This window comes from Candidatus Micropelagos thuwalensis, from assembly GCF_000469155.1.
Taxonomy (GTDB): Bacteria; Pseudomonadota; Alphaproteobacteria; order RS24; family RS24; genus Micropelagius; species Micropelagius thuwalensis.
The window spans coordinates 448,469-461,680 of sequence record NZ_AWXE01000001.1 but is presented as its reverse complement, the minus strand read 5'-3'; the positions used below and the strand labels follow the sequence as shown (position 1 = coordinate 461,680).

The 13,212-nt window shown below is 44.4% G+C and carries 11 protein-coding genes; 7 read left to right on the top strand and 4 right to left on the bottom strand.

The window, feature by feature from the left end; genetic code table 11:
- Positions 1-11: 11 nt before the first annotated feature.
- Together RS24_RS02250 and bcp are read right to left on the bottom strand one after the other, a co-directional pair.
- Positions 12-821: a ferritin-like domain-containing protein gene (locus tag RS24_RS02250; RefSeq protein ID WP_021776555.1), complete on the bottom strand. Its 810-nt coding sequence runs from the start codon at positions 819-821 to the stop codon at positions 12-14.
- A 12-nt stretch (positions 822-833) separates the two neighbouring features.
- On the bottom strand, positions 834-1,298 hold the full coding sequence (bcp, locus tag RS24_RS02245) for a thioredoxin-dependent thiol peroxidase (protein ID WP_021776554.1): 465 nt from the start codon (positions 1,296-1,298) through the stop codon (positions 834-836).
- Between the two features lie 99 nt (positions 1,299-1,397).
- Here bcp and RS24_RS02240 point away from each other — a divergent pair, with 99 nt between their 5' ends.
- A complete protein-coding gene (locus RS24_RS02240) occupies positions 1,398-4,823 on the top strand; it encodes a YhdP family protein (protein WP_038300438.1) in 3,426 nt (1,141 codons plus the stop codon).
- A gap of 3 nt (positions 4,824-4,826) precedes the next feature.
- On the opposite strand, the gene tyrS is transcribed toward RS24_RS02240, so the two are convergent.
- The gene (tyrS, locus tag RS24_RS02235; RefSeq protein WP_021776552.1) at positions 4,827-6,080 is read right to left on the bottom strand and encodes a tyrosine--tRNA ligase; all 1,254 of its coding nucleotides are present in this window, start codon (positions 6,078-6,080) and stop codon (positions 4,827-4,829) included.
- 50 nt (positions 6,081-6,130) lie between these two features.
- Here tyrS and RS24_RS02230 point away from each other — a divergent pair, with 50 nt between their 5' ends.
- Positions 6,131-7,345: an anhydro-N-acetylmuramic acid kinase gene (locus RS24_RS02230; protein WP_021776551.1), complete on the top strand. Its 1,215-nt coding sequence runs from the start codon at positions 6,131-6,133 to the stop codon at positions 7,343-7,345.
- On the opposite strand, the gene RS24_RS02225 is transcribed toward RS24_RS02230, so the two are convergent.
- A complete protein-coding gene (locus tag RS24_RS02225; protein ID WP_021776550.1) occupies positions 7,258-7,959 on the bottom strand; it encodes an alpha/beta hydrolase in 702 nt (233 codons plus the stop codon). The genes RS24_RS02230 and RS24_RS02225 overlap by 88 nt on opposite strands.
- 151 nt (positions 7,960-8,110) lie before the next feature.
- Between RS24_RS02225 and RS24_RS02220 the strand changes: the two genes are divergently transcribed.
- From RS24_RS02220 to sufD, 5 genes are read left to right on the top strand one after another with little or no spacing between them, the layout of a single operon-like run.
- The gene (locus tag RS24_RS02220) at positions 8,111-8,593 is read left to right on the top strand and encodes an Rrf2 family transcriptional regulator (RefSeq protein WP_021776549.1); all 483 of its coding nucleotides are present in this window, start codon (positions 8,111-8,113) and stop codon (positions 8,591-8,593) included.
- Positions 8,590-9,753 (top strand): cysteine desulfurase family protein, encoded by a 1,164-nt coding sequence (locus tag RS24_RS02215; RefSeq protein WP_021776548.1) that lies wholly within the window; start codon positions 8,590-8,592, stop codon positions 9,751-9,753. The genes RS24_RS02220 and RS24_RS02215 overlap by 4 nt, the downstream gene beginning before the upstream one ends.
- Before the next feature lie 4 nt (positions 9,754-9,757).
- Positions 9,758-11,242, top strand: a complete 1,485-nt coding sequence (sufB, locus tag RS24_RS02210; RefSeq protein ID WP_021776547.1) for a Fe-S cluster assembly protein SufB — start codon at positions 9,758-9,760, stop codon at positions 11,240-11,242.
- A gap of 5 nt (positions 11,243-11,247) precedes the next feature.
- A complete protein-coding gene (gene sufC, locus RS24_RS02205; protein WP_038300580.1) occupies positions 11,248-12,000 on the top strand; it encodes a Fe-S cluster assembly ATPase SufC in 753 nt (250 codons plus the stop codon).
- 17 nt (positions 12,001-12,017) lie between these two features.
- Positions 12,018-13,211 carry a Fe-S cluster assembly protein SufD gene (gene sufD, locus RS24_RS02200; RefSeq protein WP_021776545.1) on the top strand — a complete coding sequence of 398 codons (1,194 nt, stop codon included), beginning with the start codon at positions 12,018-12,020 and terminating at the stop codon, positions 13,209-13,211.
- Position 13,212 lies beyond the last annotated feature (1 nt).

Sequence of the window (13,212 nt, the reverse complement as noted above, 5' to 3'; positions counted from 1 at the left end):
AAACAAAAAAGTTATCTGGCGAAAATGTAAAACCTCTCTGGCAGGCCGGCTTCATCTCGTGCTGGTTTATTAAAAGGGGGTTTAATGTCCCCTTTGAAATAGGTTTGCACAAAATTTTGATATCGGGTTTGCGGATCTTTATTTTGTTTCCGACAAAGATAAGAAAACCATTTACTCCCAATAGCAACATGAGTTTTTTCATCCTCGTAAATAATACCAAGGATATCGGCACTTTCTTTGTCACCATTTTTAGTAAGTTTTTCAATCATTTGCGGAGTGACATCCAGACCGCGAGCCTCCAAAACCATGGGGACGATAGCTAATCTGGCTGCGAGATTATGCGCAGTATTCTGTGCCGCTTCCCAAAGCCCGTCATGTGCGGGAAGGGCGCCGTAAGTGCTTCCCAATGATTTTAACCGCCCTTGCAAGAGCATAAAATGTTTGGCTTCTTCTGCCCCAACACGCAACCAATCTGCATAAAAATCTTCAGGCATAGGGGTGTTTATAAAGCGTCCAATCAGGTCAAAAGCCAAATCAATAGCATTTAATTCAATATGGGCGAGAGCATGGAGCAACCCGATACGCCCTGCATGACCACCCGATCGTCTCTTGGGCATGTCCCTGGGATGCAAAAGTTCGGGCGTTTTTGGTCTCCCGGGGCGTTCAGGCCAGCCTTCACTTTCTACCAAAGATTTATTTTGTTTCCCTTTTTGGTAATGGGCAAAAACATCAAGAGCATACTCTGCCTTTTTTTCGGCATTATCGCAAAGCAACACATTGCGTGCTTGTTCTCTTAAGCTAACTTGAGTGCCTAAAATCATTTAAACTCTGACTTATCCAGTTTTTGCGGCTTCCAAAACCTCTGCAACGTGGTTTTTAACTTTAACCTTTCGCCAGATTTTTTGGATTTTACCATTTTCATCAATCAAAAAAGTGGCGCGTTCGATACCCATATATTTTTTGCCATACATATTTTTTTCAACCCAAACTTCATAAGCATTGAGCACTTCATGATCTTCATCGCTTCCAAGTAGAATTTTCAGATTATGTTTGTTTTTAAATTTTTCATGTTTCGCAACTGTATCGGCAGATACACCGAGAATCGACGTATTAGCTTTATCAAAGTTTTTGATTTGTGCCGTAAAATCCAAAGCTTCTGTTGTGCAACCCGGTGTATCGTCTTTTGGGTAAAAATATAAAACTAGCTTTTTGCCGGCATAATCAGAGAGTTTGGCTTTTGTGTCGCCATCACATGCGAGGTTGAATTTTGGCGCTTTTGAACCTTCGGTAAGGGGCATGATGATTTATTTCTCCTTTGGTAATGAGTGTTATAGTAATTAGGTCAAATATGCGTGTGAATCAATCTTTGACATCATTATGGGCTGGGTGAACTGAAATTGATTAATAATTTAAAAAATAACTTTTTGTCGCTGTCGACTTCCCAGCTTTTAAGGGCATTCTTTCTAATTGTTTTGCTGCTTTTACTTGCCGTTATCGGCTTCCTGATACGCCTGTCCATCAACCCAATGAGCCTTGACCGTTCTGTACCTGTTATCAACTATTTTATCGAAAAATCGCATTTGATAAGTTCCGCGAGTCTCAAACAGCTGACGCTTTTCTATGACATGGATCAAAGCAGTCTGATGATAACAGCTGGCAGTGCTGATATTCGTATGATTAGTGGCAATCGTTATGAGCTGTATAAAGTCAATCTGAGCTTAAGTACGAAGGCCTTCTTAAGCAGCCTGACTTTTGTTCCTAAGACAATTGAGGCGGAAAAAGTTTATCTTAATATTTTAAATAAAAATCCGTCTCAAATGAAGTCGATAGACGTGGCTTCCAATGCAAATGTGGGTGACACCTCAACATCTCTGCCCGAGCTTGGAAGTATCATTAAATCTGTACGTGACTTTCAAAGCAGCAATGATTTGCCTTATGTAAAAAGTGTCCAGTTTCCTGATATTCGGCTGGTGGTAATGAATGAAGCCACGGGTGAAAAGTTTGAAACAAGTGGATCCTCTGTTTTTTATGAGAGTCTTTCAGATATCCGTCAGGCCAATATTAATCTCGCAATAAACGAGGCTGGCGGTGAAAGCCAGTTAACTTTTGAACTTTATCAGCCCTTTTCAGCCGCAGGGCAGGGGAGTCTGAAGCTTCATAATATTCGTCCGGTTTTATTAAGCTCATTATTTCCCTTTGCTTCTGTATTGGATCGCCTGAATGTGCCGATTGATGGACAGATTGATTTTACATCGAATAATCAGGGGGAGATATCTCTGGCAAAAGTCAGGTTTGATTTTGCCAAAGGGAATATGCAAATTGGTGATAAAAACCACCCCGTTAGAAAGCTTGGTCTTAGAGCTGGTCTCGACTTAAAAGCGGGTATCGGTGAAATATCGCAAATGGATTTTGACGTTGGGCCGCATCAGGGCGCTTTTTCAGGCCAGGTTAATTTTGAGCGTACTCTTCGCAACAAGCTGGATTTTATTTCAGGTAATTTATCCGCAGACATCATTGCCTTGTCTTTTGACAATGCCGGGGGAGACATGTTTTCGCCGGATGATTTGACGTTGAGTTTTGAAGTAAATTTACCTGAAGCGCGTCTTGATATTACTGAAGTCAAATTTTCAAGTGGTGGTGGTGTATTAGGTGCCAGTGCTGAAATATTTTACGATCAATTGGATTTACCGATTATTTTTACCGGACACCTTGATAACTTACCCATAGAGAGTTTTAAAAAGCTTTGGCCAAACAACTTATTAAAACGGACACGGGGGTGGTTTTTCCGGAATGTTCATGGCGGCGTGATGAAACGTGGCACCATGACTATGGATACGACTTTTATGCGCCTTAGAAAGTCCACCAAGGGTAAGCGATTGTCCGAAAGTGACTTATTTGTCGATATAGATATCGAAAAATCCAAATTGAGATATTACAAAAAGCTACCTGAAATGTATGATATTGAAGGTAAGCTGATTGTTAAAGGTAGCCGTCTTGAAGTGCAGGTGCAAAATGCACTTCTGCCGTCACCAGGCGATGCACCTATTCGTATCACGGGCGGCAGTGCTGTTATTCCCGAAAACCATATTCGCCAAAGCGATATGATTGTGACGGCGATGATGGAAGGTTCAGCGCCAAATATTTTAAAATATATTGATCAAGAGCCTCTGCGCCTCATGCGTGGATTTGCCTATAGCCCAGATACGATTCTCGGAAACTTTGATGGCACGGTGCGGTTACAATTTCCACGATTAGGCGAGCTTCCATTTAACCTCATCAGCACGCAAGTTGATGCACAAATTAGTGATTTTGTATTGACCAAGCCGGTTGCTGGTTATCGTCTTGATGCTAATCGCTTAAAGCTTAAGGCCACGAATGAGCAGATTTATGTAACCGGTGAGGCGCGCATAAACACTGTTCCTGTCAGCGTAGAATGGTCTGAAAAAATGAAAAATAAAGGTATTAATAACAATAAGTTAAAAACTATAATTAATATTTCAGCTGAAGTAACTGAAACACATTTGGCTGCATTAAATTTGGAATTTTTATCATCACGAATTCGTGGATATGTGCAGGCTGATGTAACCCTTTCGGGCAGTTTAAACAATTTTACTTTGCTAGAAGTTATTGCTGATTTGTCTAAGGCGAAGGCAAGTTTCTCTCCACTTAACCATATTAAACCTGTGAATACGCCAGGAATGATTAAGGTGCGAACTGACTATGGTGATAAAGGCCGTGTCAAAGGGGCGTTGTTGGACATTGATTTAGCTGATTTTTCAACGCAGATTGAATTCACCTATGACGACTACATTACCGACCTAAAAATATCTCCCTTCGTGATAAAGGATAAATATAATTTTTCACTATCATTTGGTGAAAATGAAGATCGTTATGAAATTTCGCTTCAAGGTAAAGATTTTGATATTTCTGCGTTGACGAAACCGATTGATTTCGGCCTGCCGGATGGAGTTTTGTCTAGTGAAAAAAAAGGTCAATCGCCTTTTGACTGGGTTAATAGGCTGGGCGAAAACCTGTCAATCAAGTTGGATGTTGACAATCTGCACATGAATAATGGTGTTGTGCTCAAGGGGGTTTCTGGGGTTGTTGAGCGACAAGATAATCTTTTTGAAAAAATTGTCCTGAATGGCTCCTTCACTGAAAAACATCGCCTAAGTTACGTCCTCTTCAGAGACGAAAACCGCAATCGCCATGTGTCTCTTGAAGTCCCTAGGGCAGAATATTTCTTTAAGGGTTTCGGTTTTATTGAAGGCATGGAAGGCGGATATATGAGCCTAAATGGCACAATTCCTGACACCCCTTCAGATGACATTGGAGAACTGGATAAAAATAAAACACTCGCCGAAGGCTATGCCTATCTGGTGGACTTTAGCATGAGAGATTTGCCAGTGCTGGGGCGTATCTTGTCACTTTCTTCATTCCAAGGAATTGCTGATATTCTTACCGGCGAAGGGCTTCGTTTTGACGGAGCAGAAATGCGATACCGTATTACACCAGAAGAATTTAAATTCGTACGCCTGAAAGCCAATGGACCATCTATGGGGCTGAAATTAGATGGAAGTATAAATCTTCGTAATGCACGAGCCAATCTGGGAGGGAATATTTATCCAGCTTATTCCTTGAATTCTATTGTTGGTAATTTGCCAGTAGTTGGACAAGTATTAACCGGTGGACGCGAGGGGGTTGTAGGTATCAACTATGACCTGAAAGGTCCTCTGTCTAATCTGAAAGTAGAAGTTAATCCATTATCCATTCTTGTGCCGGAAGTGTTGAAGGAAATCGTTTCCGTCAGGTCGACACGCTAAAACCTAAACTGGCTTTAACAGCACATGTTTTTTCTTACCTGAAGACAGTTTAATAGTGCCGTCATGAACAGCATCCTCAGATGAGATTTGAAGCTTTATATCACTTACAGTGGCATCGTTTAGCTTTGCTCCGCCGCCTTGTACCAGTCGACGGGCTTCACTGTTAGAGTTTGCAAGACCCGCTATCACAAAAGCTTCAAGAATACCTATGCCGGTTTTTAAACTTTCAGCAGGCACGTCAATCCTTGGCAGGTTCTGGCTTGTGCCGCCGGACTCAAAAGTTTCGGTAGCTGTTTTAAGACAGTCGGCGGCTGCCTCTTCCCCATGCACCAAAGCTGTGGCTTGCGTTGCGAGAATTTTTTTGGCCTCGTTTAATTCGGCACCTTCGAGTTGTTCAAGCCGAGAAATTTCTTCAAGAGGGCATTCAGTAAATAATCTTAAAAACCGTCCAACATCTGAGTCCTCAGTATTTCGCCAGAATTGCCAGTATTCCCATGCGCTGAGCATCTCGGCATCAAGCCAGACAGCACCTTGCGCTGTTTTACCCATTTTTGCGCCGGATGATGTTGTGAGGAGTTCAGTTGTCAGGGCATAAAGTTGTGCCTGATCCGTCCGGCGTCCAAGTTCAATACCATTAATTATATTGCCCCATTGATCTGAACCTCCCATTTGCAATGTGCAGCCGTGACGGCGGTAGAGTTCCAGGAAATCATAGGCCTGTAAAATCATGTAATTAAATTCGAGAAAAGAAAGTGGCTGTTCGCGATCAAGCCGGAGTTTAACAGAGTCAAAACTCAGCATTCTGTTAACTGAAAAATGCCGCCCGTAATCACGCAGAAAGGAAATATAATTAAATTCGGAAAGCCAAACATCATTATCAAGCATGATGGCGTCTGTCGGGCCATCTCCAAATGTCAAAAATTTCTCAAAAACTTTCTGAATGGATTTTTTATTGGCTGCAATATCCTCTTCTGTCAGTAATTGTCGGCTTTCATCCTTGCCGGAAGGATCACCAACTTTCGTTGTTCCGCCGCCCATAAGAACAATCGGTTTGCCTCCAGCTTGCTGGAGTTTGCGGAGCATCATGATTGAAATCAAATTCCCGACATGCAAACTTTTCGCGGTGCAATCGTAACCGATATATGCCGTGACAATGCCATCGCTTGCGGCAGCGTCTAGCCCCGCTTCGTCGGAACATTGGTGAATATATCCGCGAGACGACATTAGGTTAAGGAAATTTGATTTAAATTCTGTCATGATGTGAATGGGTAAGACAAGCAAGCTTATTGGTCAAGAACGGAAACTACATGGTTAACAATATAACCGCAAAAAAACCAGATAACGAGATGAAACCACTAACGGCTATTGGGCTTATGAGTGGTACATCAATGGATGCGATTGATTTGGCAGTTATTGAAAGCAATGGCGGGGAAAATATTAGTTTCGGACCCTCCGGGAGTGTGGCTTATACAATGGCGGAGCGCGGTCTTCTCGATAACGCCATGCAAAAAGCGCGAACATGTGACGGACCCGTTCCTCTAACTGGTGTTTTTGCTGAGGCCGCTGGGCTGGTGACACAAAAACATGCCTATGCCGTTAAAACATTTTTAAAAGAACACGAACTTAAAGCGCGGGATATTGATTTGCTTGGCTTTCACGGTCAGACCATTCTTCACCGACCTGAGGAGAAATATACTTGCCAAATTGGTGACGGGCGAGCATTGGCCCGATTGACGGGTATTGATGTCATTGGTGATTTTCGCTTGGCAGATATGCGAGCTGGCGGACAGGGCGCACCGTTAGCGCCGTTATATCATGAGGCGTTATGCACCAAACTTTTGGGAAAAGACAATGTTGCTATTTTAAATCTTGGAGGGGTCGGCAATGTTACTTTTATCAATAACAAAACTATTCTTGCTTTTGATACGGGGCCTGGTAATGCGTTGCTTGATGACTGGATGATGTTGAAAACCGGACGACCGCTAGATGAACAGGGTGCGATGGCACGTAAGGGTGTGATTAATGATGCGCTATTATCGGTTTGGATGAGCCATCCCTATTTTGACAAAGCCGCGCCCAAATCTTTAGACCGGCAGGGCTTCACAACAGCGGGTCTTGAGGATTTATCGGTGGAAGACGGTGCGGCTACTCTGACAGCTTTTACAGTGAATTCAATTTTAAAGGCCGAGGGCTTGCTGGAAACACCTCCCATGACATGGATTATATGCGGCGGGGCGCGTCATAATGATTTTATGATGAATTATCTCTCGCGCGTATTGAAAGGAAAAGTGATGACGGCTGAAGCTGCAGGTTGGCCGGGGGACGAGTTAGAGGCGCAGGCCTTTGCGTGGCTTGCTATCAGGTCACGTTACGGTTTGCCCTTAACTTTACCGGAAACAACAGGATGCAATCAGCCCACAGGCGGTGGCGTTTACTATTCGTCTCGAGACGCATCTTCTTCAGGGGGAGAAATTACCTCTATCGACGGACTCTCAGGAACGGCAAGTCGCTCATCAAGATAGTCATTTACTGTCTTGTCGAGCACGTCCATATGGTCGTTATAAAAATGATTAGCGCCAGCAATATTTTTATAGGTGATTTCAATTCCCTTTTGGGATTGTAGGCGTTCTACCATTTTCCCAACACTATCTGTGTCGACGATTTTGTCCTCGTCACCATGGACAACCAGTCCAGAAGACGGGCAAGGAGCAAGAAAACTAAAATCATGAAGATTGGCTGGAGGAGAGATGGATATAAAGCCGTTAATTTCAGGGCGGCGCATCAATAGTTGCATGCCAATCCATGCGCCAAAAGAATATCCGGCGAGCCAACATTGTTTAGCATCTGGGTTAAAGCTTTGAAGCCAATCCAGCGCGGAAGCAGCATCGGATAATTCACCAACGCCGTGGTCGAAAGTTCCCTGACTTTTCCCAACACCTCGAAAGTTGAACCTTAAAACCGTGAATCCTCGGTTTAAAAAAGTCTGATAAAGCTGATACGTAACAGGGTTATTCATATTACCGCCGAGTTGGGGAAGGGGATGGAGTATCATTGCCATCGGTTTCCCCTCGGTCGGTTTTTGAACATACCGACCTTCGAGGCGTCCTTCAGGGCCGTTAAAGATAATTTCTGGCATTTACAGGATCCGTTTTAAGAGTGAAAAATTGAATGGCCTAAACTTGACTAATCCAGTAAGGATTACTATATAAATCTCAAAAATGTGTTTAACACAAACCAGCACCTTAAAATCAAGCTTTTTAATATTTTATTTGTAGGAACATAGGGTTATGAAATTATCCACGCGCGGAAGATATGCTGTTATGGCCATGACTGACCTTGCCCAGCATTATTACGCCAATAAAGCGCGTGGTGAGTCTGCACTTTCAAAGCCCGTTGCATTGACGTCGGTTTCAGAACGCCAGCAAATATCTTTGCCTTTTCTTGAACAAATATTTCAGGATTTGCGGAAGTTCGGTCTTGTTGAAAGTGTCAGAGGTGCGCATGGTGGATTTCGCCTGTCTCGCCCACCGGAAGATATCTGGATAGGTGATATTATCTCAAGTGTTGAAGAAGTCGTTGATATCACACGGTGTCAGGCATCCGATGGGTGCTTGAAGGGTCATGCAAAGTGTCTAACGCATGATTTATGGGCGGATTTGACCAGCCAGATTGATGGGTTTCTTAACAGCGTCTCTTTGAATGATGTTATTTCTGGAAATACAGGCAAGCGATCTAATAGTTCTGCACAAGTATCGGCGCATTTGTCATGACCCAGCGCGTTTATCTTGACCATAATGCGACAGTCCCGATTAGGCCGGAAGTACTGGATACTATGTCCGAAGTTTTACAAATTGGCGGTAACGCTTCCTCTGTCCATGCCGAAGGGAGAAAAGCCAGGCAGTTTCTTGAGATTGCGCGGGAAAATATTGCAACCTTCGTTGATGGCGAAACCGGCGGTGTAATATTCACAGGCGGCGGAACGGAGGCATGTAATCTGGCGCTACAGACAAGAAAGGCGCCGAAGGGTGTTATTCGTCGTATCCTTGTGTCTTCTATTGAACACGCGGCTGTTTTAGCCCCGCTTGATGATTTAACTGAAAATGAAGATATCTCTGTAACGCATCTACCTGTGTCAGAGCAGGGGGTTGTGGATTTAAAAGCACTTTCGACAGCTCTTGAAGACCCATCACCAGCATTAGTTGTTGTTATGGCGGCAAATAATGAAACAGGCGTGATACAGCCGATAGCAGAAATAGGCGCAATGGTTCGGTCTCACGGCAGTTTGTTTTTTTGTGACGCGATACAAGCGGCAGGTAAAATACCGCTTTCTATGGAAGACATGAATATTGATATTCTAAGCCTCTCAGCGCATAAAATAGGCGGTGCTGCGGGTGTCGGTGCATTAGTGGTGCGTGACGGTATCGTGCTGAAACCACTTCTTAGGGGTGGTGGTCAGGAATTACGCCGTCGAGCTGGAACAGAAAATCTTGCCGGTTGTGTCGGCTTTGGTCTAGCTGCGCGTCTGGCTATGCAGGGACTTTCGTCTTATTCGAACTTGTCGACACTGCGTGATGATTTAGAAAGTCAGCTTGCCGATAGTTTCCCTGAGATATCTATTTTTGCCGAAAACACGCATCGCCTTTCTAACACTAGTTGTTTTGCTCTACCTGATATGCGCGCCGAAACAATGGTCATGTCTCTGGATCTTGCTGGCATTGCGGTGAGTTCAGGAGCGGCCTGTTCCAGCGGCAAGGTGACGCGGAGTCATGTTCTTGAAGCTATGGGTGTGAGTCACAATCTATTAGAGGGTACAATTCGTATCAGTTTAGGGCATACCAATACCGTATCGGATATCCACCAGTTAATTTCAGCTTTGAAAAGTCATGTTGACATTTCTCAGCCCAAACTTCAGTCAGCAAATCGGATATAGCTTAATGAGTCAGGCAAAAGAAAATATTGAAAAAGAAACCGTCGAGCAGGTTCAAAGCCTTGCAGGTGAGAAGTATAAATATGGCTTCTCTTCTGACATTGACAGTGAGAAGGCACCTAAGGGTCTGAATGAAGATATTATCAGATTTATATCGGCTAAAAAGGAAGAGCCAGAATGGTTGCTGGAGTGGCGTCTTGACGCTTTCGAACGTTGGTTGACCATGAGTGAACCCGAATGGGCAATGGTGGATTACCCTCAGATTGACTATCAGGACTTATATTACTATTCCGCGCCCAAAAGCATGGATGACCGCCCCGAAACTTTAGATGATGTAGACCCCGAATTGCTTCGAACATATGAGAAGTTGGGTATTCCGTTATCTGAACAAGAAGTTCTTGCCGGTGTGAAAAACAGGGTTGCTGTTGATGCTGTATTTGACAGCGTATCTGTTGCGACGACATTCAGAGAAGAACTTGCCAGTGCTGGGGTGATTTTTTGTTCATTCTCTGAAGCTGTTAAAGAGCACCCTGAATTGGTCAAAAAATATCTCGGTACAGTGGTGCCAAAATCCGATAATTACTTTACGGCTCTTAACTCGGCTGTTTTTTCTGACGGGTCATTTGTTTACATTCCGCCAAACACCCGCTGTCCTATGGAGCTTTCAACTTATTTCCGAATTAATGAACCAAATACGGGGCAGTTTGAGCGTACGCTCCTGATTGCTGATAAGGGGTCCTATGTCAGCTATCTTGAGGGCTGTACTGCACCGATGCGGGATGAGAACCAACTCCATGCGGCAGTTGTTGAGCTTGTCGCGCTAGAAGATGCTGAGATAAAATATTCCACGGTTCAAAATTGGTATCCCGGTGATGAAGAAGGGCGTGGCGGTATTTATAATTTTGTCACCAAACGAGGCGACTGCAGAGAGAATAACGCCAAGATTTCCTGGACACAGGTTGAGACAGGATCGGCGGTCACATGGAAATACCCATCATGTATTTTGCGCGGCGATAATACAGTCGGCGAGTTCTACTCCATTGCCATTGGGAATAATTACCAGCAAATAGACAGTGGGACGAAGATGATACATCTCGGTAAAAACACCTCGAGCCGCATTATATCTAAAGGTATTTCAGCAGGTAAATCTTCCAATGCTTATCGAGGGCAGGTGAGTGTGCACCGCAAAGCTGATAAGGCGCGTAATTTTACCCAATGCGACAGTCTGCTTATTGGTGATACATGTTCGGCGCATACTGTGCCTTACATTGAAACAAAAAACCCTACAGCTATTTTGGAGCATGAGGCTACGACATCTAAAATCAGTGATGACCAATTATTCTATTGTCAGCAAAGAGGTCTGGATGCTGAGGAAGCGGTTTCTCTCATCGTGAACGGTTTTTGTAAAGACGTTTTGCAACACCTGCCTATGGAGTTTGCTGTGGAAGCGCAAAAGCTAGTCGGCATATCACTAGAAGGAAGCGTAGGATGAGTGCTTTGCTTGAAATTAAAAATCTTCATGTTTCTGTTGCCGATACGGAAATTCTCAAAGGTTTGAGTTTGAGTGTTTCTGCTGGTGAAGTGCACGCCATTATGGGGCCCAACGGATCTGGAAAGTCCACACTTTCATATGTGCTCGCAGGGCGAGATGGTTATGAAATTACCGAGGGTGATATTCTGCTGAACGGCGTCAGTCTTAAAGATATGAACCCTGAAGACAGAGCTATTGCGGGGCTATTTCTCGCTTTTCAATATCCACTTGAAATTCCTGGCGTTACAAATATGACTTTCCTCAAAACCTCTGTGAATGCTGTGCGGCGCGGACGTGGCGAAGAGGAAATGGATGCGGCGAGCTTCCTGCGCTTTGTCCGCGATAAAGCGAAAGCGTTGCGCCTTGATGATGACATGCTGAAACGGCCCCTCAATGTTGGTTTTTCCGGCGGAGAGAAAAAGCGGAATGAAATTCTGCAAATGTCAGTGCTAGAACCGACCATGGCGATATTGGATGAGACTGATAGCGGTCTAGATATTGATGCTCTGAAAACTGTAGCTGAGGGTGTCAATGCGCTACGAGATGCCCAGCGTGGTATGCTTGTCATTACGCATTATCAGCGTCTACTGGATTACATCAAACCAGACATTGTACATATTCTGGCTGGTGGTCAGATTGTTAAAACTGGATCGCCTGAATTGGCTCTGGAACTCGAAAAATCTGGTTACGCAGATTATGTTGGCGAAGTGGTGGCCTAGATGGAAGCACGTACGTCATGACCAGTTTCAATCACATGCAGCAAGAAGCGAAACAGGTATTCGCGACACATGGCTGGCCGAACAAAAGAAATGAGGATTGGCACTATACCGATCTCTCTGCCCGTTTGCCGGAGACTTTTCAAAATCAGTTGCTGGAACTCTCCGAAGATGTCCTTATCGAAAACCTCACCCGCGATATTGATGAAGCTTATCAGTTGAATTTTATCAATGGACTGTTGGCAGAGGTCGAGGGTCTTCCGGATGGTTTAGAAATTAGTGCGCTCATGGATCACCCTGAGCTTGTCCAGCAATCAGATGAGGATATCACTGACCCACTGCTTTATGCTAATCTCGCGCACCTTGAAACAGGCATTGTGATTGATGTAACCAGCACAATTGAAGAGCCATTGGAAATCCATTTTCACAATACTGCCGCAGAAGAAGCCGCTTTTGTTCGTATCGTCCTTCGCCTTGCGGGTGGGGCGAGCCTCACGCTTCTGGAAATTCATAGCGGCTGGGGGCATACACAGCTTGTAAGCGATGTCTATCAAGAGGAAGACAGTGTTTTACGGCATTTAAAAGTGCATGAAGCTGAGGACACACAAGTTTCCTTATTGTTGAATAGAGTGTCTCTGGATGCGCGGGCGCAATATCATAACGTAGCTGTTAGTTTGTCGGGCGGCCTGGGGCGTCTTGAGACACGGTTAACATTTAATGCGGCTGGAAGTCATGCTGGTCTCGCGACGGCACTGCTTTCGAGTGGCAATCAACATATTGATGTAACGACACGCTTAAACCATCTTAGCCCCGATACGACGAGCGAAACGGTTGCCAGAACCATTTTGGATGATGAAGCATGCGGCATTTTTCAAGGCAAGGTGATTGTTCATGAAGATGCACAGCGCGTTGAGGCCACGCAAAAATCGGATGCGTTGATGCTATCTGCAGATGCGATGATGAATGTGAAACCTGAGCTTGAGATTTACGCCGATGATGTTGCTTGTGCACATGGCTCGGCAATTGGTGAGATTGACCATGAAGCACTCTTTTTTCTCCGCAGTCGCGGCATCAGCGAGGAAGCCGCACGAATTATGTTGGTTGAAGGGTTTGTTTCTGAAATTTTGGGACGTCTAGATGATTTTGCAGCAGGGTCAATCTTGCAGGAGCAACTTTCAAAGCGTGTTGCAACATTTTTAAAGAAGAGTGCGTAAG